The sequence below is a fragment of the Peptoniphilus grossensis genome (assembly GCF_001940285.1).
Classification (GTDB): Bacteria; Bacillota; Clostridia; order Tissierellales; family Peptoniphilaceae; genus Peptoniphilus_A; species Peptoniphilus_A faecalis.
This window is the reverse complement of record NZ_MJIH01000001.1, coordinates 1,667,507-1,688,767: the sequence shown is the minus strand read 5'-3', so window position 1 is coordinate 1,688,767 and position 21,261 is coordinate 1,667,507. Positions and strand designations below refer to the sequence as shown.

Annotated in this window: 18 protein-coding genes; all 18 read right to left on the bottom strand. The window is 31.8% G+C overall.

Features of this window, described 5'->3' with window-relative positions; translation table 11 throughout:
- On the bottom strand, positions 1–306 hold the full coding sequence (locus tag BIV18_RS08145) for a DUF6110 family protein (protein ID WP_075660123.1): 306 nt from the start codon (positions 304–306) through the stop codon (positions 1–3).
- 156 nt (positions 307–462) lie between these two features.
- A complete protein-coding gene (locus BIV18_RS08140) occupies positions 463–2,133 on the bottom strand; it encodes a sensor histidine kinase (RefSeq protein WP_075660122.1) in 1,671 nt (556 codons plus the stop codon).
- Between the two features lies 1 nt (position 2,134).
- Positions 2,135–2,815, bottom strand: a complete 681-nt coding sequence (locus tag BIV18_RS08135; protein WP_075660121.1) for a response regulator transcription factor — start codon at positions 2,813–2,815, stop codon at positions 2,135–2,137.
- A 4-nt stretch (positions 2,816–2,819) separates the two neighbouring features.
- On the bottom strand, positions 2,820–3,449 hold the full coding sequence (gene phoU, locus BIV18_RS08130; RefSeq protein WP_075660120.1) for a phosphate signaling complex protein PhoU: 630 nt from the start codon (positions 3,447–3,449) through the stop codon (positions 2,820–2,822).
- The gene (gene pstB, locus BIV18_RS08125) at positions 3,449–4,204 is read right to left on the bottom strand and encodes a phosphate ABC transporter ATP-binding protein PstB (protein ID WP_075660119.1); all 756 of its coding nucleotides are present in this window, start codon (positions 4,202–4,204) and stop codon (positions 3,449–3,451) included. Before pstB ends, phoU begins: the two co-directional genes overlap by 1 nt.
- The gene (gene pstA / locus BIV18_RS08120) at positions 4,204–5,085 is read right to left on the bottom strand and encodes a phosphate ABC transporter permease PstA (protein ID WP_075660118.1); all 882 of its coding nucleotides are present in this window, start codon (positions 5,083–5,085) and stop codon (positions 4,204–4,206) included. Before pstA ends, pstB begins: the two co-directional genes overlap by 1 nt.
- Positions 5,078–5,995 carry a phosphate ABC transporter permease subunit PstC gene (gene pstC / locus BIV18_RS08115; protein ID WP_416351108.1) on the bottom strand — a complete coding sequence of 306 codons (918 nt, stop codon included), beginning with the start codon at positions 5,993–5,995 and terminating at the stop codon, positions 5,078–5,080. Before pstC ends, pstA begins: the two co-directional genes overlap by 8 nt.
- A 13-nt stretch (positions 5,996–6,008) precedes the next feature.
- Entirely contained in the window at positions 6,009–6,932 is a 924-nt protein-coding gene (locus BIV18_RS08110; protein ID WP_075660116.1) for a substrate-binding domain-containing protein, read from the bottom strand.
- Between the two features lie 205 nt (positions 6,933–7,137).
- Positions 7,138–8,148: an aminomethyl transferase family protein gene (locus BIV18_RS08105; RefSeq protein ID WP_075660115.1), complete on the bottom strand. Its 1,011-nt coding sequence runs from the start codon at positions 8,146–8,148 to the stop codon at positions 7,138–7,140.
- Between the two features lie 110 nt (positions 8,149–8,258).
- A complete protein-coding gene (locus BIV18_RS08100; protein ID WP_075660114.1) occupies positions 8,259–12,260 on the bottom strand; it encodes an FtsX-like permease family protein in 4,002 nt (1,333 codons plus the stop codon).
- A gap of 7 nt (positions 12,261–12,267) precedes the next feature.
- A complete protein-coding gene (locus BIV18_RS08095; protein WP_075660113.1) occupies positions 12,268–12,969 on the bottom strand; it encodes an ABC transporter ATP-binding protein in 702 nt (233 codons plus the stop codon).
- A 237-nt stretch (positions 12,970–13,206) separates the two neighbouring features.
- The gene (locus BIV18_RS08090; RefSeq protein WP_075660112.1) at positions 13,207–13,608 is read right to left on the bottom strand and encodes a DUF3887 domain-containing protein; all 402 of its coding nucleotides are present in this window, start codon (positions 13,606–13,608) and stop codon (positions 13,207–13,209) included.
- Entirely contained in the window at positions 13,595–14,197 is a 603-nt protein-coding gene (locus BIV18_RS08085) for a YhfC family glutamic-type intramembrane protease (protein WP_178385785.1), read from the bottom strand. Before BIV18_RS08085 ends, BIV18_RS08090 begins: the two co-directional genes overlap by 14 nt.
- Before the next feature lie 378 nt (positions 14,198–14,575).
- On the bottom strand, positions 14,576–17,020 hold the full coding sequence (locus tag BIV18_RS08080) for an FAD-dependent oxidoreductase (protein ID WP_075660111.1): 2,445 nt from the start codon (positions 17,018–17,020) through the stop codon (positions 14,576–14,578).
- The gene (locus tag BIV18_RS08075; protein WP_083635560.1) at positions 17,017–17,316 is read right to left on the bottom strand and encodes an ArsR/SmtB family transcription factor; all 300 of its coding nucleotides are present in this window, start codon (positions 17,314–17,316) and stop codon (positions 17,017–17,019) included. The genes BIV18_RS08080 and BIV18_RS08075 overlap by 4 nt, the downstream gene beginning before the upstream one ends.
- Positions 17,317–17,536: 220 nt before the next feature.
- Positions 17,537–17,992 carry an SsrA-binding protein SmpB gene (gene smpB, locus BIV18_RS08070; RefSeq protein ID WP_075660110.1) on the bottom strand — a complete coding sequence of 152 codons (456 nt, stop codon included), beginning with the start codon at positions 17,990–17,992 and terminating at the stop codon, positions 17,537–17,539.
- Entirely contained in the window at positions 17,989–20,088 is a 2,100-nt protein-coding gene (gene rnr / locus BIV18_RS08065) for a ribonuclease R (RefSeq protein ID WP_075660109.1), read from the bottom strand. Before rnr ends, smpB begins: the two co-directional genes overlap by 4 nt.
- Positions 20,088–21,260 carry a D-alanine--D-alanine ligase family protein gene (locus BIV18_RS08060; protein ID WP_075660108.1) on the bottom strand — a complete coding sequence of 391 codons (1,173 nt, stop codon included), beginning with the start codon at positions 21,258–21,260 and terminating at the stop codon, positions 20,088–20,090. Before BIV18_RS08060 ends, rnr begins: the two co-directional genes overlap by 1 nt.
- Between the last annotated feature and the right edge of the window lies 1 nt (position 21,261).

Here is a 21,261-nt window from a genome sequence, read left to right as displayed (position 1 = left end):
TTACTCTTCTACTTCAATTTCTTCTGAAGATTCTTCGCTTTCTTTGGCAACTTTTTCGATATCTAAGTTTGCTTTTCTTTCAGCTTCTTTTCTGTCATCTTCAGCCTTTTTAACTTTTGCTTCAGCAACAATATCTTCAGTGGAAACTTTTACGCTTTCGACACCTTTGTCAATTCCCTCTTTAATTTTAAGCCCTTCAGCAACTGTTGTTACAGCAATTCTTTTTGCCGTTTTTGATGAAAGGATTTTTCCACCAATCGCTCCTGCAACAAAACCTAAGCCTAAGTTAATTAATTTCTTTTTCATAATAGCCTCCTATTTTTTAAGATAATATTATCATTTTTTATTTTTAATAATTAAAAATATTTCCGTTAATAAATTAATTTTTTTAATATACATAAAAAAACTGACTCGTTGAGCCAGTCTTTAGGAGTTATTAAAATTTATTACTTTACTTGTCTTCTATTCTATCTTTTTTAAAATTACTTTAAATTGAGTTCCAATTCCAAGTTTTGAACTTATCTCCAGCTTTCCGTCAATAGATTGCAAAACATGCTTTACTATAGAAAGTCCAAGACCTGTCCCGCCAATTTTTCTAGATCTCGATTTATCTACTCGATAAAATCTTTCAAAAATTCTCGCTAGATCCTTTGAGGGAATGCCTATGCCTGTGTCTGTAATAAAAATTTCTTGATTTTTTTCATCTTCAGTGATTTTTATGTCAAGCTTTCCGCCATCTTTATTGTATTTTAATCCATTGTTTATAATGTTTGCAAAGAGTTCCCACATCATAGTTTTGTTTTCAAATACAAGTCCATTACCTTCTAAGGTAACTGCAATATTTTTCTCGTCAATTAAATTTCTTTGAGCTCTTAAAATATCTCTTATAAGTTCCTTCAAATTCAGCTCTTCTCTAGAAAAGGTTTCAGCATTTTCAATCCCAGAAATTTTCATAATATCTTCGATTAAATTTAAAAGTCTCTTTGAATCGTCATAAATTAATTTATAAAACTCTTCCTTGTTGTCTTCATCTACCATCCCATTTACTAGGAGTTCTGAAAAACCGCATATTGACGTAAGAGGTGTCTTCAGCTCGTGACTTACATTAGATGAAAATTCTTCTCTTAATCTCAATGCTCTAATTTCTTCGGTTTCATCGATAAATAAAATTACCACGCCTCTAACTTTTTTATCTTCAAACACTGGATTTACATAAAATTTAAATTCTCTGTCTCCAATGTTTGTAACAGATTCGACACTAGAACCCATCAAGGCATCGTCTATTAGTTTTAATAGATCTACATCTCTTATTAAATTTAAAATATTTTCTCCAATAAGTTTTCTTTTTGAATTAAAAAGTTCCCTTGCAGAATTGTTTACAGAAAGCAAATTTTTGTTTTCATCTATTATAATAAGTGATTCCTTCATATTTTTTAAAATGGTTTCAATGGTATCCCTTTCTCGACTAATCTCCTTGAAATTCTCCTTTATAGTCTTGTTTTGTTTATTAATTTTTTGAATAAAGGGACTTATTTCTGGAAATTTATATGTGTCAATTGTAAGTAAATCTTCATTTAAATTATTTAAAGGTTCAAATGTTTTTTTTGTAAGTCTGCCTGAAACTACTACTGCAACTCCAAATACAAAAAGTGACATTAAAATATCTACGGGAAGAACTTTTGTAAAGGTGCCAAGGAGATTTTCCATCTCTCTTGACACTCTTAAAATACTTCCATCTTCAAGTTTTAAACTTACATAATAGAGATCCTTGGAAAGGGTAGTTGAAAATCTTTCAATTTGTGCAAAGCCGTCTTTTTGCGCCTTAATAACTTCTGGTCTATCCTTATGTGTAGGAAGAAACTTTGCATTTTCAACTGAATCATAAATTACATTTCCATCATCTTTTATTAAAGTAATTCTAAAATCTCTTTTCTTTTTAGCCACATCCTCTAGATAGTTTTGGTCATCATCAATTTTATTTAAAGTTTCGCCCATAGTGATGACTATATTTGAAAGGTCTTTGTTTGATCTGTCTACATAGACAGAATAATAGATGAACATGGATGTAATAGTTGAGAGAAAAAGCGTAAGAAGTGATATGCCAAGTAAATATCTAAAAAACCTATTTTTCATTTCAATCCTTCGTTGAAAGCATATAGCCCACGCCTCTAATGGTCTTTATATAATTTCTTTTTTCTTGTAATTTGTCACGAAGAAGTTTTATATGCATATCCACAGTTCTCGTTTCGCCTTCATAATCATAACCCCAAATGTAAGTTAAGAGTTTTTCACGAGAGATGACTATCTCTTTATTTAAAATCAAATATTTTAAAAGTTCGTATTCTTTAAAAGTAAAGTCCACTTGCTCGCCATCAATTGTAACAGTTCTCTTTAAATTATTCATTACAATGCCACTAAATTCTAAAATATTTTTATCTTTTTCAGAAGTACTGGCACGTCTAGCTATAGCACCAACCCTAGATAAAAGTTCCATTACAGAAAAAGGCTTTTTAATATAATCGTCGGCACCACCATCTAGGGCTGAGATAATATCGTACTCAGAAGTTTTGGCTGTGATCATCATGACCCAAATATTTTTAGTGTCCTCTTTTTCCCTTAACTTAGTTAAAATTTCTGTACCATCAATGTCTGGAAGCATTATATCAAGAAGCACAATATCAGGCTTTTTTTCACTCAGCTTTTCGAAAAAATCATTGCCATTTTCAAAACAGTATACATCGTAGCCCTTGCTCCTCAATGAATATTCAATTAATTTTAAAATCGATGTGTCATCTTCTACTACATAAATTAACATTAAATCATCCTTTTATAGAAAATATTACCCACTTGGCAATATTTACAGCGTGATCTGATATCCTCTCTAGGTATTTTGCAATCATTATAATATCAATTGCAGCTGCGGGATCAAAATCTGATTTAATTATATCAATTAATTCGTCTCTTATCATCACAAAATAATTATCTACAACATCATCTTCATCGTCAATTTTATTTGCAGAATCAATATCCATATTTACAAAGGAATCTATGGACTTATTTAAAAGTGCAATAGTCGCTTCTGCCATTTGCTTTACTAGAGGAAATTTATTTGAAGCGTAGTCATCGGGCAACATCATGCAAATTTCTGCAATATCCCTAGCATTATCGCCAATTCTTTCCATATCGGTAATCATTTTTAAGGCAGCAGATACTCTTCTTAGATCACTTGCTGCTGGTTGTTGTTCAACGAAAATTTTTAAACATTGCTTTTGAATAATACCTTCGTATACATCAGTTCTTTCTTCATAATTTGAAACTTCCATTGCAATAGCTTCGTCCTTATCATCTAATAATGAAATTGACTTTTTAATTGCAGTTTCATTTAACATTGCCATTTCTAGAAGTAAATTATTTAAATGTCTTAACTCTTCATCAAATTTCTTTCTCATTAGCCGAACCTTCCTGTTACATATAATTCTGTTTTTTCTTCCCTTGGATTTGTAAATATGTCAATTGTGTTTCCATATTCGACAATTATTCCTTGAAGGAAAAATGCCGTCTTGTCAGAAATTCTTGAAGCTTGTTGCATATTGTGAGTAACTATAACTATTGTATACTGCTCCTTTAATTCTTGTGCTAAATCTTCAATTTTTCCTGTAGAAATTGGGTCAAGAGCAGATGTTGGTTCGTCCATCAAAATTACTTCAGGATTTACTGCAATTGCTCTTGCAATACAAAGTCTTTGTTGTTGCCCACCAGAAATTGAAAGTGCAGACTTTTTTAAATCGTCCTTTACTTCATCCCAAATTGCTGCTTGTTTAAGCGATGACTCCACAATTTCATCTAATTCAGCTTTGTTTTTTATACCATGAGTCTTTGGACCATAGGCAATATTTTCATAAATACTCATTGGAAAGGGATTGGGCTGTTGAAATACCATTCCCACTCTTTTTCTAAGTTTATTTACATCGTAATTTTTGGCATAAATATCTTCACCATCAAGAGTTATATCTCCATCTATTCTACAACCTACTACTAGATCATTCATTCTATTTAAACATTTTAGTAGTGTTGACTTACCACAGCCAGAAGGTCCAATAAATGATAAAATTTCATTTTCCCTTATGTCTAAATTTATATTGTGAAGTGCTTTAAAATCTCCATAGTATAAATCGAGATCCTTTACATTCATCTTTGATTGCATTATTCTACCTCCTTTAGTTTGTCTGCAAGCTTAGTAGAAGACCAGTTGATTAAAAGAACAAGTAGCAAAAGCACCATTCCTGTTGCATAAGCTTCCCCAACATGCTTACCTTCAGACGAAAGCACATACATGTGTAGAGCTAGTGTCCTTGAAGATGATTTAAGTGATGATGGAAGTGATGTTGCTGTACCTAACGTGTACATAAGCGCAGCTGTTTCACCAACTACACGTCCAATTGATAAAATTATTCCCGATAAAATTCCTGGAATGGCAACTGGCAGCACAACTTTAAAAATTGTTCTAAGTTTACCTGCTCCAAGTGCAAAGGAGCCTTGTCTAATTGATGGATGAACTGATTTTAGTGCCTCTTCCGTAGCTCTCATTATAATCGGAAGGATCATAATAGATACTGTCAATACACCAGAAATTACTGAAAAACCCATCTTTAACTTTAATCCAAAGAATAGCATTCCAAACAATCCATATACAATTGATGGAATGCCTGCAAGAGTTTCCGTTGCAAGCCTAATAGCCTTAACAAGTTTGTTTTCAACGTCTGTGTATTCAACTAAAAATATTGCAGTAAAAATTCCAATTGGTGATGCAAATAATATTGCAAGAACAACTGTAAGAAGTGTTGTGATAATCGCAGGTCCCATTGATACATTTTCTGAAGTGTAATTTAGTGAAAGCATATCTGGTCTAAAAGAAAATGCTCCTTTAAAAACCACAAAAGCAACTATGAAAACTAAAACCGCAAAAGTCATTCCTGAAAATAACCTAGTAGTTATCCTGTAAAAAGATAAGCCCTTTATGAAGTGAAGTCCAAAAACTAGAGCGACAAAAAATAATAATATGCCTACTGTAATATATTTAACCATTGTTTTCGCTCCTACTCTTTACTATAAAAAATACAATATTTATAATTAAAATAAAAATAAATAGCACAGCTGCAGTTACTATAAGAGCTTGTCTGTGTTCTCCAGCCGCATAAGCCATCTCAAGTACTATATTAGTCGTCATGGTCCTAATTCCCTTTAGAGGATTTAAAGTCAACCTAGTTTGATTTCCTGCTACTAATATTACTGCCATTGTCTCACCAATTGCACGACCCACGCCTAAAATTATTCCAGCAAAAATACCAGATTTTGCGGCAGGTATCATTACCCTAGTAATAGTTTCATCGTGAGTTGCGCCAAGAGAAAGAGAGCCTTGATAAAAAGATTGAGGAACAGTTCTAAGAGATGCCTCTGCCATAGAGATTATTGTTGGCAAAACCATAATCAAAAGCAATATTGATGCAGATAACATATTCATACCTGTACCACCAAAAATAGATCTATTAATTGGCACTATAACTGTCAAGGCAAAAAAACCATATACAATTGAAGGTATGCCTGTCATTAAGTTTAGTGCAGGTTTTAAAATTCTATAAATGTTTTTCGGACAATCAAATGCCAAATAACAAGCTACCATAATTGAAACTGGAACTGCTGCAATACACGATAATGCAGTGATCATTATAGAACCAATTATCATAGGTAGAATTCCATAACTTGGCGGTACATTCATTGGCGTCCAACTATCGTTTAAGATAAATTTTCTTACTCCAATTTTTCCAATAAAACCAAAAGAATCTTTGAAGATAAATATACATATCAATAACAAAAAGAAAATTGACAGTACAGAACAAACTAGGAAGAAGTGTTTAAATACCTCTTCCTTAGTGAATGTTTTTCTTTGGTTTTCTTTATGGAGTACCTTTTTATTAGTATCTTCCATTTTATTCATTCCCTGTACCTAATTATTTTGCTGCTTCAGACCATTCAGTTAATTGACCAGTGAAGATTTTTTGAAGTTGATCCATTGTTAAGTTTTCGCAAGTATTTTCCTTGTTCACAATTACTGCAATACCATCTCTTGCGATTACTGTAAATTCAAGAGCTTTCTTTTCTTCATCTTTAAGTTCTCTAGAAGCCATACCAAGTTGTGCTGTACCTTCCATTGCTGCAGTCATACCAGCAGAAGAACCATTAGACTGAATGTCAATTTGAACCTTAGGATTTTTAGCTTTGTAAGCTTCAGCAAGCTTTTCCATTAGAGGAGAAACTGAAGTAGAACCAGCAATTGTAATGTGTGCATCATTGTCAATAGCTTCGTATTTAGCACCTGTAGCATCTCCAACATAACCTTCTTCTTCACAAATCTTTTGACCTTCATCTGACATAATAAATGTGATTAAGTCTTTATATTTTGCATCTATATCAGCTTTATAAGCAACATTAAATGGTCTAGAAAGTTTATAGCTTCCCGCTTTTATATCTTCAGGAGTAGCTTCAACATCTTCAACTTTAACAGCCTTAACTGTGTCATTTAAAGAACCAAGAGAAATATAACCAATAGATGCCTTATCATTTTGTACAGTTGTAAGAACTGCATCAGTAGAAGATTGAACTGCTGCTTCAGCATAAGTATTGTCAACTTCTTTGTCGCCATCTTTAACAAGAACGCCAGTTAGCTCTGTAAAAGCAGATCTAGTACCTGAACCCTGTTCTCTTGAAATTACATTAATAGTTCCAAGATCAGCTGCATTAGAGCCCTTTTCTTCTTGCTTAGCATTTTCCTTAGGAGCATTAGCTGCTGCTTCCTTTTTATCTCCTCCACAAGCAACTAAAGATGCTGCCAATGCAAGAATCATTCCAACCTTTCCAATCTTTTTAATTTCCATTATTATCTTCCTTTCAAATATAATTTTTACTTTCGTTGCTATTATAGAAAAACATTGTAAATTTGAAAGATTTCTATTGTAAATTTCCTGTAAAATATTTTACAAACTGTGAAATAATGGTGAAACTTTGTAAAGTTTAAATAAAAATCACCAATAGTGCTTAAAAATAGATTTAAAAAAGGAGCCAGCTAACTGACTCCAAATTTTATTCTCTTACCCTTTCATTTTCTTTATCATAGAAAACTCTATCGCATAATTTTGCTTTTATAACGCCCTCTTTAGTTTCAATCTCAACTTCCTTACCTTCTACTGCGTACTCTTTTTCAATTAAGCAATAGCCAATGAATTTTTCAACTGTATAGCCATAAGTGAACTTTGTAACTTTTCCAATTTCTCGACCATCTAGTAAAACTTTAGCCCCTACCTCAACTTCACCTTCTTCTAAAAGTTCAAAACCTAACAAATCTCTTTTTACATTTTCTTTCTCTTTAATAAGTGCATCTTTTCCAATAAAGTCGCTATCCCAATGAACAGTCCAGCCATATCCAACCTCAAGTGGATTTGTACCTTCAAGGTCGCTCATTAGTACATATCCCTTTTCTCCTGGCAAACTTCCAATAATTACATCAGTTGTAATATTGATAAGCCCAAATTCCTTGCCACATTCTTTAATTTTTTCTTCTAATTTTTCTTTCTTGCTACTTTCAACATAAAGCTCGTACCCAAGCTCACCAGTGAAACCTGCCCTTGCTACCATAATGTCTAAATCGCCAACAGAATTGTCTTCAATAGTAAAGAATTTTAAATTAGAAATATCTTCATCAACAACTTTATTTACAAGATCTCTTGACTTTGGTCCCTGAACTGCAAACATCGTAACCTTTGAAGTAATATCCTTGTAATCAAGATCACATCCATCTTTAAATTTGTCGAACCATTTAATCATCTTGTCAATATAAAGAGTTGAAATCAAATATTTGTCTTCTTCCAATCTAAAAACTATCACATCATCAATGATTTTTCCTTCTTCATTTAGCATTGTAGTATAAAGTGCGTGCCCTTTTTTCATGTTTTTTATGTCATTTACAAAAACTTTGTCTAAAAAAGTTGCTGCATCCTTACCCTTGACATCTAAAATTTGGTGAGTGAAATCATAATAACCAACACCACATCTTATAGCTTCATGTTCTTTTCTTTTTAGTTCATTGCCTTTCATAATACCATCCCTTTAATACTTTACAACAATATCCTCTATCCCTAATATACCCACGAAAAATTTTTTAAAAACAAAAACCGAAGTTTCAAACTTCGGTAATTTTTGGTTCTTTATTCATTTGATTTTAATGCGTCTATTGCATTTATCTTTTTTATTCTAAAGTGGAATATTATCATTATAACTGTGTTTACAAAGGCTGTTATTATTCCCGCAAGTATGAAAGGTCTTGCAGTCAATTTTTCTGGCAACATTGTCATTAAGGGCACAACTATTTGTAATACAGAGTAGTGTAAAATTTTTCCAACCACGAGTCCTATTAATATTCCAATTATGGCAAGGATATAAGTTTCCTTATAAATATATGAAGTGGTCTCCCTTGGGTAAAATCCTAAAACTTTTATAGTTGAGACTTCTCTTATTCTCTCCTCGATATTTATATTTGTTAGATTGTAAAGGACTACAATTTCCAAAATTGTCGTCACAATTAAAATTATTAATTTAACCTTTGTTATTGAATATAAAAATTGATTTAATATATCCTTCATGTCGTCAACATCTGTGATGTTAAATACGGATTTTTTTTCTATTATAGTCTTTGTAAATTTATCTTTGTCGAAATTTTTTGGCAATTTTATTAAATCTGTATTTGGGACAAATTCTGATCCCGTTACCTTTTCAAAATAATCTTTGTTCATGTAGACATTGTGCCCAATATAAAATTCTGTGATACCCGAAACTTCTACTTCAAATTCATTTCCATATACATCGCGAAGCTTTAAAGGATCCCCGACTTTTATTTTTTTAAGTTTAGAAAGTTTTTCTGTAATTATTGCACCTCTCTTTGAAAGATCCAGTTCTTCTCCGCTGTCTTTATCCCTTAGAGATATATAATTTTTGAATTTTTCATTATCACTTGGCACAATTACATTTACATTTTGGTCTATTTCATCGTAATCCATGGTGAATAATTCTTCATAAGTCTTTGTGTAAGCTAAATTTTTATCTTCGATACTCTTTCTATAATCTTTATAGGATTCTTCGTCAAATTTGCTGTCATATAAAACCGAGATGTCGTATTTTAAAATGTCTTTAAATTGTAGTTCTTCTACACTTTTAACAGATTCTGAAAGTCCAAAACCAAGTACAAGTAATGCTGCACAGCCCATGACTCCAACTACTGTCATAAACATTCTTTTTTTCGACAAAAATAAATTTCTTGCAGTTACTTTTGATAAGAAACTCAAATTGTTCCAAATAAAAGGAATTCTTTCTATTAAAATTCTATTTCCCTTTGAAGGCGCTTTACTTCGTAGAAGATAAGCTGTCTTTTCTTCTAAATTTTTATTAACTGTAATTATTGCTGCTACAGTTGTAAATAAAAATCCAATAGCAATGGCAAAAATCATCCTCATTGGGAAGAGATCTATTATCAAATGGTTCTCGAAAATCGTCTTTGTCGAATAAGCATTTCCAATAATATAAGTTAAAATATAAGAGCCGCTTATAGCACCTAAGATTCCACCAATTATAGATGCAAGTGATCCATATAGAAAAAACTTTCTTCCAATTTCTCTATTTGCGTAGCCCAATGCCTTGTATGTTCCTATGACAACTCGGTTTTCATCTACCATTCTAGTCATTGTAGTAAAACAAACTAATAGTGCTATTGCAAAGAAAAATATTGGGAAGATAAGGGAAAGTCCGTCAACTCTTTTTGCATAGTCTATATAAGTGTTAATGTCACCAGATAAATGTCTAGGTGTGATTTTGTACCGAGGTTGCTTTATTAGGCTCAAATATTTTCTTCCATCGGCAATTTTTCCTCTTGCGTCAGAAATTTTTTCCTCTGCTTCTTTGGATTTGTCCTTGTATTCACTTTCACCCTTTCTCAAGTCTTTTTCTGCCTTGTAGAGTTTTCCCTTGGCGTCATCTAATTTATTTTTCCCACTCTTTAACTCTTTATCTAGCCTTTCTTCTCCTCTTTTTAATTCATCAGTGCCAGATAAATATTTTTCTTTTGCTCTTGAAAGTTTTTCTCTGCCTTCAAGATATTCACTCTCTTTTTCATCGAGCTCTCTTTTTCCACTTTCGTAGTCAACATTACCCTTATTTAATTTATCCTCAGACTCATCTAATTTGTTTTTTGCTTTTGCCAATTCAAGTTTTGCATCTTGTAATTTCTTTTTATTTTTTTCTATTTCATCTTTGTTTTTTGCAAATTCTTCTTCACCCTTTTCTGCTTCAGCAATTCCATCTTCAAGTTGTTTTTTACCTTCTTCAATTTGTTTCTTGCTGGCATCTAAGGTTGCTCTAGCCGATACTAATTTTTTTTCGTTTTCGTCAATTTGCTGAATTCCTGCTTTACCTTCTTTTACTTTAGCTTTTAAATCACTTAAATTTCCAGAAATTCCGCCGGGAACTTTTTTATTTATTTCTTCAAGTGCATTATCTATTTCCTTTTTAGAATTATTTAAAAATTCTAATTTTTTATTTAAATCATCTTTATTTTTTTGAAGTCTATTCTTTTGCACATTTAATCCTGCAATTTCAGCACTAAGCTTTGCCTTTTCATCTTCTGATGTGTTTGGATCTTGAAGTCTTGAATTTATATTTGCAATTTCGTCATCAATTTTTGAAATTCCTGCATCTACTTGATTGATTTGTTCCTTTGTGCTTGCTATTTCATCTTCAATTGTTGGAAGTTTACTTAAAATTTCTTCTGCACTGTCTAGAATTTTATCAATGGCATAAATTTTTTCAACGGCATCTTCATAAGAGCTAGCACCCATTTCTTTTACAAGCTTTGCCTTTCCAGCATCAAGTTGTGATTTTCCGCTATCGTATTCTTTTTCGCCATCTTCATATTTTTTTATGCCTTCAGAAAGCTTAACTTTTGATTCTTCAATCTTTTGCCAAGCATCATCTAATTTTTTTCTACCTTCAACAAGTTGATCTTCGCCTTGCTTTAAAGCCTTTTCTGAAGCTTCTGCCTCTCCAAGTCCCTTTTGGTACTTTTCCTTACCTTCGGCAAGTTCCTTTTGTCCAGAATTTAACTCACTTTTTGCGTCATCAAGTTTTTTCTTTCCTTCACTTAACTTTTCATAACCGTCAATGAGTTTTCTCTCTCCATCATCAATTTCCACAGATGCTTTATATAATTTATTTCTATTTTTTGAAATTTCAGACTTTGCCTCGTTTTTTTCTTTATTGTACTCGTCAAGTCCTTCTTTATAATCCCTTTTCCCCTTGTCGAGATCATCACGACCCTTTACAAGTTTATCCTTTGCATCAGTTAGCTTTCCCTCTGCATCTGAAATTTTATCTTCAGCATCATTTATATTTCCAGAAATTTCATTTTGAATAGAAAGAAGTCTTTCCTTAGGTCTATTTTTAAGATCAATTTTTATTTCACGAGTCTTTTTATCCATGTATTCCACATAATCTTTGTCGGAAGTCATAAGACCCTCTGTCCCCAAAAATTTTAATTTTGCAAGGGTTGGCTCGCCTGAAAAATTTCCGTCATCAATATAGGCAAAATAAGAAATTTTTCCATATCCTCTTTCAGAATAAGTCCCATTTTTATCCTGAATGAAATCCAATGAATTTGCAAAACCAACAATCTTGTAACTAAGCCTCTTTAAATCATTTTCTTTATCATCATCATTGTCTTCTTGAAAGGAAATAATGTCGCCAATTTTTTTACCTTCTTTTTTCATTCTCGAATCGAGGACAATTTCATCAGAGCTTTTTATATTTCTTCCCTCAATAATTTCAGGTTTAGAAATTTCATAGGGCATATTTAAAACCTTGATTACAATGGAGTCTCCTTCCAAAAAAACATCTTTATCGTATCCATATTCAAGTTCAGATATATCATCTTCTCCTTCAATAATTTCTCTATCTTTGTCCTCAAAACCTATGGGTACAGAAATTTTTATGTCCTCTTGATTTAATTTTTTTATCTTGTCATCGATTGTGTTTCGCATAACTTCTCCCGTAGAAATTAACCCAATTAATACAAAAACACCTAAAAAGACAATTATTAAAATTGAAATAAATCTTGGAAGAGAATTTTTTATCTCTCTAAAATTATCTTTATCGCAAGCTTTCACGCTGCACCTACCATTCTATTTCCATAATATTCTTAGGATTTTTATTGATAAATACATTCTTCACCTTTGCATCAGCAATTTCAATCAATCTATCTGCACTATTTTTTATCGCAGAATTGTGTGTGATTAAAACCACTGTTGTATCTGTAGTTCTAGTTAAATCTTGCAATAATTTTAAAATTTGCTTGCCTGTATTATAGTCAAGAGCACCTGTTGGCTCATCGCAAAGAAGTAATTTAGGGTTTTTTGCAATTGCCCTTGCTATTGAAACCCTTTGTTGTTCACCACCAGATAATTGTGATGGGAAATTATCAATTCTCTCGCCAAGTCCCACAGATTTTAAAACTTCAACGGGATCTTTTGCATGCTTTACAATTTGTGTCGCGAGCTCAACATTTTCTAGTGCAGTAAGATTTGGAATAAGATTATAAAACTGAAAAACAAAACCCATGTCATATCTTCTATAAGTTGTAAGTTCTCTTTCGTTATAATTTGCAATATTCTTGCCATCAACTAAAAGTTCACCGCTTGAAGCAGTATCCATTCCGCCTAAAATATTTAAAAAAGTCGATTTGCCAGCGCCACTTGCACCTAAAATTATTGCAAATTCATTTTTTTCTATTTCAAAATTTAATTTATTATTTGCCATCACAGCTCTCTCGCCAACTTTATACACCTTTGAGAGATTTTTAACTTCGATAAAAGCCATAATACCACCCTTTTAATCTAAACTAAAATTCACTTATCAATAAATGAACTTAGTGTTAATGCTTCTATTTGAACATTATATAATCAATTTTAAGGAAAAACAATAATCATTAAATTACATCTGTTGATTTAGTAAAGGATAAAGGAAGATCAAATTAATAGTAAGGTTAAAATAAAAAGCGCTCATCATTGAGCGCTACTCATAAATAAGATAATTTTTTACAAGATAGTATTAACTTTACTTAAAAAATATTCCAATTATTTTATTATCTTTATTGAAACTTACTCTAAAAAGTGCATCTTTTTTATCATATTTTACTTTCTGTAAGATTGTAAAATAAGTTTCTCCCTTATCCTTTTCTTCTTCATAAATCCCCTTTGACTTTCCAAATTCTACAAATTTTCCATAATTTTCAAGGTTTTTATAAGCTTCTTCAAGGATTTCCTTTTTAAATCCAAGGGATTTTTCTGTCAAGTCAATAAATTCAACTGTTTTTCTTTCATTAATTAAACTTATTGCAGCCTGTGCTTGCTTTTCATACTTAGAAAAATCATCATCAGACATTTTCTCACCTTTTGAACCACAACCAACTAGAAATAAAGCTATCACAATTAAAATTAAATTTTTAAAATTTCTCATTGCTAATTCCTCCTAATTTAATATTGACAATGAAGAGCAAAATAAATACACAAATAGCTGTCCATATTCCATATAGCATAAAATTGCTAAAATCAAAAATATATTTTAATGGTATTAAATAATCGAAAATTCCATGCATCATTATTGCTAAAATTAAGTATTTATATTTCTTATTTCTAGCAAAACCAGTCCATATTAAAACCGTCATCCCAATGTGAAATATCATTGCTAATATTCTTTCATAAATTCCTAAAAAAAATTCTGAATTGGTCATTAAATTAAGACTACTAAAGCTTATTGCAAATACATATATGACTTCTATCAAACCATGTCCCAGTCCAAAAATAGTAGCATCAAGCTTAGATTTACTTTCTTTTAAAAATTTATCCTTGAAAATAAATCTACATCCCTCTTCAAATATACCTGCACTCAATGATAGTATAAAACCATATAACAACGGATATAATATTTGAAAATTATAAATTAATAGGCTATTATTTAAAAGCTTTAAAATAGGTAAACGCAGGCACAACTGTGATATTGCAAAGCATAGCATTCCCAACAAAAATAATTTTAAAAATTTTTTCACATCTCTCACAAACTTTCTGTTTAGACATATTTCTAAATAGACTATAGCATTGTTTTTTCTCCTTGTCAATTTTTTACTTCTAATTTTAATAATATTTAAATAAATATAAAATTTAATTTTTATAAAAATAATAAATAAATTTATGCACAAAAATAAGCACTCAGTATTTGAGTGCTCCTATTGCTACCAAGATAAAACCTACTATGAAAGTAAAACATATTGAGTTTTTTTATAAATTCAATTCAAAAAGAAATGCCAAAAACTACATTTTTAAATAGACAAGAAATTTATATATTCATATGAATTAAATTTAGAAAAAGTAAATTCTACAAGCCTTGGGATTTCTTTATCTACAAGCTCACAGTTTTTAGTTCTTAATTATATAAATAAATTCATATTAGAGTTGTCATTATCAGAAAGCATTGTCGCAACTCCACCTACTTCTACTCCCTCAATCAATTCTTCTTTTGAAAGTCCCATTACATCCATAGACATTTGACAAGCTGTCATCTTAACTCCTGCTCTTTGAGCATTTAATATAAGTTCTTCTAGAGATGAAACCCCCTTATCCTTCATCACTTTTCTTATCATTTTTGAGCCCATTCCAAAGAAATTCATCTTAGAAAGTCCAAGTTTTCTTGAGGATTTTGGAAGCATCATTGAAAACATTTTTGACATAAAGTCTTTTTTTACCTTTGGAGCATTTTCTTTTCTTAATATACTTAACCCCCAAAATGTAAAAAACATATTTACTTTATTTCCCATTGCTGCAGCACCTGTAGCTATTATAAAAGAAGCTATCGCTTTGTCTAAATCCCCGTCAAATATGATCATCGTCTTTTCTTTAATATTTGTGGGGTTCTTTTCTTCCTTTTCTACCCTCTTTCCCTTTTGAATTTTTGCAGAAAATTTCCCTTTATTAGCACTGCTTTCCAATAATGTATTTCCTGTATTATTTGCCCACGATTTTATATCTCTGGCAAAGCCTGGATCTGTTGCCACAACTTCTATTATCTCGCCAGGAGATAATTTATTTATTGCTTCTGATACTTGAACTATTGGACCTGGACAAGAAAGTCCACATACATTTAATAATTTTATTTCTTTATTATTATCATCTTTATTTTCAGAGCTTTCAAATTTATCCTGTTCTGTCGACAAATCTGAATAATCTGAAGATCCTTCTATATCTAAATAAGTTCTGTATCCACCTAAAATATTATGAGCACTAAAGCCCCTTTGTTTTAATATTCTCTCAGCAATATAGCCCCTTATCCCAACTGCACAATAAATTGCATACTCTTTGTTTTTATCAAGCTCGCCTATTCTATTTCTAATTTCAGTAAGCGGCATAGATATGGCTTCATCCATCATACCTGATACTTGTTCTATTTCTTCTCTCACGTCAAGTACAGTGTATTTTGATTTATCCTCTTTCAACTCTTGCAATGTAATTGGTTCAGTAAGTCCTTCTAATATATTTGTCGCCACATATCCTGCAAAATTAACTGGATCCTTGGCACTTGAATATGGCGGAGCATAGGCAAGTTCTAAATCACTTAAATCATATACATTTCCTTTAAAATATATAGTCGTTGCAATTATGTCTATTCTCTTATCCACTCCATCATAACCTACTATTTGAGCTCCTAAAATTTCACCATCTCTGCCAAAAATTAACTTAATTGTCATAGGAAGTGCTCCTGGATAATATCCTGCATGGGACATTGGGTGAACTAGAGAAATATAATAATCCTTTTTATACTTGTATCCCTTTTTAATTAGTGATTTTTCATTTGATCCCACTGTTGCAACAGTCATGTCAAATACCTTAGCAACACTTGTGCCCATAGTTGCTTTATAAGTTTCTTCCCTTTTTTCTAAAATATTTGAAGCAACAGCTCTACCTTGTTTATTTGCAGGTCCCGCAAGAGGAATCATAGTATTTGTTCCCAGTATAAAGTCTTTGACTTCAATTACATCTCCCACGGCATAAATGTTTTCGTCAGATGTTTTTTGAAATTTATCTACTTTTATACCGCCTCTTTCATTTAATTCAAGTCCAGCACTTTTTGCAATTTCACTATTAGGTCTAACGCCAATGGATAAAATTGTAATATCACTTTCTAATTTTTTCCCAGATTTTAATTTTATAGTTTTTCCTTTATTTTCTGTTCCGTCAAATCCTTCTCCAAGTAAAAGCTTTACACCTTTATTTTCTAAATGATTTTCTAAAATTTTTGCCATATCTTTATCTAGTGGTGGCATAACTTGATCTGACATTTCAACAAGAGTAACTTCAAGACCCTTTTCATATAAGTTTTCAGCTGTTTCAAGTCCAATGAAGCCTCCTCCAATGACTACTGCTTTTTTAGGTTTTTCTTTTTCTATAAAACTATATATTGCATCTACATCTGGAACTGTCCAAAGCTTAAAAATATTTCTTTCATTAATTCCTTCTACATCTGGTATAAAGGGACTTGAGCCAGTAGATAAAAGTAATTTATCATAATCTTCCTCGTATTCTCTTCCACTTGTGTAATCTATGATCCTGACCCTTTTATTTTCTTTATCTATTGAAAGAACTTCATTTTCCGTTCTAATTTCAATATTGTATTTATCTTCAATAGATTCTTTAGTAGTTACAAAAAGAGAGTCCCTTTCTTCTATTGCACCACCAATATAATATGGAAGACCACAATTTGCGAAGCTTACATATTTTCCTCTTTCTAAAAGAAGAATCTCTGCATTTTCATCAAGTCTTCTAAGTCTTGCTATCGCCGTTGCACCACCTGCAACTCCACCAACAACTATTATCTTCATTCTGCACCTCTCATTATCACCTTTACAATTGAAATTACATCCTTCCTTTTAACTGAATAGTAAATTAAATTTCCTTCTTTTCTTGCTTCAACTATTCCTAAATCTCTAAGTTTTGATAAATGTTGAGATAAATTTGATTGAGTAACATCCATGCAATCCACTATTTCTGTTACATTTTTTTCTCCCTCATTAATCAATTTATCAAGCACACATAATCTCACTGGATGAGCCATTGCCTTTACCAGACTTGCTCTGCCTTTAATTACTTTTTTATGTTCTTCAGTAATTTTTTTCAAAATCAATACACCTCTAAAATTTATCTATATTAGCATATTAGCAAATTCTAATATAGATGTCAAGTTAATTAAACCTTATCTTTAGATATTTTATAATTCTTTAATTTGTTTTGCTTTCAATTTATGTCAGGGCATTTCAAAGTAAATTCATCTTTTATGTAGTCAGTCAACACTAATTAAATGCTATAAACATAATATAAAATTACCATATAAAAAGCACTCAGTATTTGAGTGCTTGCCTTAGTTTTTTGTCTACTTCTTTTTTCTTCATAGTCTCTCTTTTGTCCCAAAGTTTTTTACCCTTTGCTTTTGCAATTAAAACTTTAACCTTTCCCCTCTTTAAATAAACCTTCAAAGGAATTATTGTATAGCCATCTTGAGTCTTTACTTTTTCAAGGCGAAGGATTTCATTTTTGTGCATCAAAAGTTTTCTCTTTCTCATCGGGTCAACATTGTAAATATTTCCCTGTTCGTAAGGAGAAATGTGCATGCCATATACAAAAATTTCGCCCTTATTTATGTCGCAATAGGAATCTTTTATATTTATTTGTCCCTTTCTTATTGACTTTACTTCTGTCCCAAAAAGTTCAATGCCTGCTTCATAAGTATCTTCGATAAAATAAAGATGGCTCGCCTTTTTGTTATTTGCAATTGCGTTATCATTTTCTTTACTCAATCTTCATCACCTATTAATTTAAAATCAATATTTCCCATATTTAAATCTACATTTATAACTTCAATTTTTACTTCGTCGCCAATGTGAAATTCATCCTTTGTTTCGTAATCAATAGCCTTGTAATTATCCACGTCAAATTCGTAGTAACCATCCATAGTTCTGTAGCTAATGAGTCCTTCGATTAAATTGTCAAGCTCTACAAAAATCCCAAAACTTGTTATACTTGAAACTCTACCAATGTATCTTTCTCCAATGCGTTCAGACATATACTCTGCCATTTTAATGTCTTCAACTTGTCTTTCTGCATCCTGTGCAATTTTTTCCGTCCTAGAAACCTGCTCTGCAATTTCTGGAAGGACTAATTTTAAATTTTTTATTATTCCCTTAGAAAGGGTACCCTTGAGATGTCTTTTTATAATTCTGTGAATTGTAAGATCAGCATATCTTCTTATTGGAGAAGTAAAATGTGAATAGTAATCAAAGGCTAAACCAAAGTGTATGTCATTTATTTCAGAATACCTCGCCTTTGTCATAGATCTCAATGTCATTGTAGAGATAAACATTTCCTCCTTAGTTCCCTTTGCCCTTTCGAGAACTTTTTGCACATCCTTTGGTTCGACTTTTCCGTCAAAATTTATCATATATCCAAGTGGTCTAAGATAAGCATTTAGTTCGGAAATTTTATCTTCCTTTGGTCTTTCGTGAATTCTATATAAAAATGGAATGTTTTTGAAAAAATATTCTCTTGCCACACAGACATTTGCCGTTAACATAAAATCTTCAATAAGTTTGTTGGCAGATCTTCTATCTCTCTTGTGAATATTTTGTGGCCATCCTCTTTCGTCAACTTCGATTATTACTTCTGGTATATCGAAGTCAATTGCGCCGCCTTCTTCTCTCTTTTTTTGTAAGATTTGTGAAAGTTCATACATATTGTCTAAAGTTTTTTCAAGCCCAACTAGGGATTCATGAACTATATTTTTTTCCAAATAATCGGACACATCTTCATAGACAAGCCTTCTATTTGAGTTTATTACAGATTCACAGATTTCATGTTTTACTACATCGCCACTTTTATTTATCTCTGCAATAACTGAAAGGGTAAGCCTATCTACACCTTCATTAAGTGAGCATATGCCATTTGAAAGTTCAAAGGGTATCATTGGTATTACTTTATTAAGTAAGTAAACTGAATTACCCCTCTTGAAAGCTTCCTCGTCTATTGCCCCAAGCTCTTGGACATAATGTGCTACATCTGCAATGTGAACACCTAAAATGTAATTGCCCTTTTTAGAAATTTCTAGAGAGATTGCATCGTCAAAATCCTTTGAGTCCGCTCCGTCAATGGTAAAAGTTGTTAGATCTCTGAAATCACGCCTGCCCTTTATTTCATCAGCACTAACTTCTTGTGGCAAGCTCTTTGCTTCAGAAATTGCCGCCTTGTTAAATTCCATGGGCAGGTCAAGAGATGCTGCAACGGACATTATGTCAACATGAGGATCTTCTGGATAACCTAAAATTTCTATGATGCGACCCTCTGGTTTTTTATTTTCCTCTGGCCATTTCTCTATTTTTACAACTACCTTTTGACCATTTCTTGCTCCATTAATTTTTTTCTTTGGAATATAAATATCCATTGCCATTTTGCTCTCGTCTGTGATTACAAATCCAAAGTCCTTCTTTTCTTGAAAAACTCCAACAAATTTCGTGTTCACTCTTTTTACAATAACAAGCACCTTTCCCTCAGGTCTATCGCCAGAGGAATCTTTGTACCTTCTAACAATAACTTCATCATCATTAAGTGCAAAATTTAAATTGTTTTTTGATATATAAATATCTTCGTCAAGATTTCCCCTTATCAAAAATCCAAATCCCTTTGCATTTGTTTGAAGTTTTCCATAAAAGAATTTGTCATTGTCGACAAATCTGTATTTTTTTCTAGAATCTTCAAAAATAAGTCCTTCTCTTTGTAGCTCTTCAACTATTTTAAAAAACTGTTTCTTTTCTTTGTTTTTAATTTTAAATAGCTTTGTGAGTTCCTCCTTTGACCTTGGCTTTGAATTTTTGATAACTTCTAAAATCTTTTCTTTGATCATTAAATCTTTGCTCCATAACTTGTCATATTAAATAAATTTGAATCAATGGAATAATTGTTTTCTGCTCTTTCGCTATGTCTAGTCTTTCCAAGTTCAATTAATTTTGTAATTAAATCCTCAATCTTTAGTCCATCTACCTCATAAAGATAAAAGGCAATCGAACCCGGCAAAGTGTTAATTTCATTTACATAAGCCTTTTCACCATCAACTAAAAAGTCAATCCTTGCAACTCCCGCTCCATCAATTGCCATGAAACTTTTTTTTGCAAGCTCTTTAATTTCTTTTTCAAGACTTGGTGTCAAATCAGCTGGGAGCTTTTTGTTTTGATGCTTTTGTGATGACTTTGCACCCTTTGAACCAGAAACATATTTATCTTCGTACTTCAAAAGATCCTTAAATCCGAGGGGTTCCTCTGCTGCAGAAACTCTAAGGTCATTTTCATAACCAAGGACTGCCACATTTATCTCCCTTGGATTTACCACTGCTTCTTCCACAATTATTTTTCTATCATAATGTGCTGCAACTTCAAGCGCCTTTGAAAGGTCAAGAGCATTCTCCACTCTTGAAATTCCAATAGAGGAACCTAAATTTGCAGGCTTTACAAATAAAGGATATTTCAAATCCTTGCATTTTTCAACAATATTTTGTAAATTTTTAAGCTCTTCTTTGTAAAAATACTTGTATTTTGTCATTGGAATATTTTCTGATTCAAAAACTTTTCTCATAATTACCTTGTCCATGCCTACAGCTGCTGACATTACGCCACAACCAGTGTAGGGCATTCCCATAAGTTCAAAAAGTCCTTGAGTGCATCCATCTTCGCCAAAAGTTCCGTGAAGGGCAAAAAATATTGCATCGATTTTTTCGTAAACTTCGACAGAATCATACTCTGGCTTAAACAATTTTTTTTCGTTATGCTTTACAAAGTAAAGATTTTTGTCGCCATAAGTTGGCTTGAAAAAAACTTCAACTCCATCGTGGAAGTCTTGATTTTTATACGCTTTAAAATTTTTTAAACTTTCGCCCGAAAGAAATTTGCCGCTCTTTGTAATATAAATTGGAATAGGATTGTACTTTGTCTTATCCATATTTTCAATAATTTGCATCCCTGTAATTACAGAAACTTCGTGTTCAACGGATCTACCTCCAAAAATTACACCTATATTTTCCATA

What these genes read in the sequence shown, in the direction of transcription:
- BIV18_RS08145 (WP_075660123.1), bottom strand. Translation starts at nt 306, where the DNA reads ATGAAAAAGAAATTAATTAACTTAGGCTTAGGTTTTGTTGCAGGAGCG.
- BIV18_RS08140 (WP_075660122.1), bottom strand. Translation starts at nt 2,133, where the DNA reads ATGAAAAATAGGTTTTTTAGATATTTACTTGGCATATCACTTCTTACG.
- BIV18_RS08135 (WP_075660121.1), bottom strand. Translation starts at nt 2,815, where the DNA reads ATGTTAATTTATGTAGTAGAAGATGACACATCGATTTTAAAATTAATT.
- phoU (WP_075660120.1), bottom strand. Translation starts at nt 3,449, where the DNA reads ATGAGAAAGAAATTTGATGAAGAGTTAAGACATTTAAATAATTTACTT.
- pstB (WP_075660119.1), bottom strand. Translation starts at nt 4,204, where the DNA reads ATGCAATCAAAGATGAATGTAAAGGATCTCGATTTATACTATGGAGAT.
- pstA (WP_075660118.1), bottom strand. Translation starts at nt 5,085, where the DNA reads ATGGTTAAATATATTACAGTAGGCATATTATTATTTTTTGTCGCTCTA.
- pstC (WP_416351108.1), bottom strand. Translation starts at nt 5,995, where the DNA reads ATGAATAAAATGGAAGATACTAATAAAAAGGTACTCCATAAAGAAAAC.
- BIV18_RS08110 (WP_075660116.1), bottom strand. Translation starts at nt 6,932, where the DNA reads ATGGAAATTAAAAAGATTGGAAAGGTTGGAATGATTCTTGCATTGGCA.
- BIV18_RS08105 (WP_075660115.1), bottom strand. Translation starts at nt 8,148, where the DNA reads ATGAAAGGCAATGAACTAAAAAGAAAAGAACATGAAGCTATAAGATGT.
- BIV18_RS08095 (WP_075660113.1), bottom strand. Translation starts at nt 12,969, where the DNA reads ATGGCTTTTATCGAAGTTAAAAATCTCTCAAAGGTGTATAAAGTTGGC.
- BIV18_RS08090 (WP_075660112.1), bottom strand. Translation starts at nt 13,608, where the DNA reads ATGAGAAATTTTAAAAATTTAATTTTAATTGTGATAGCTTTATTTCTA.
- BIV18_RS08080 (WP_075660111.1), bottom strand. Translation starts at nt 17,020, where the DNA reads ATGAAGATAATAGTTGTTGGTGGAGTTGCAGGTGGTGCAACGGCGATA.
- rnr (WP_075660109.1), bottom strand. Translation starts at nt 20,088, where the DNA reads ATGATCAAAGAAAAGATTTTAGAAGTTATCAAAAATTCAAAGCCAAGG.
- BIV18_RS08060 (WP_075660108.1), bottom strand. Translation starts at nt 21,260, where the DNA reads ATGGAAAATATAGGTGTAATTTTTGGAGGTAGATCCGTTGAACACGAA.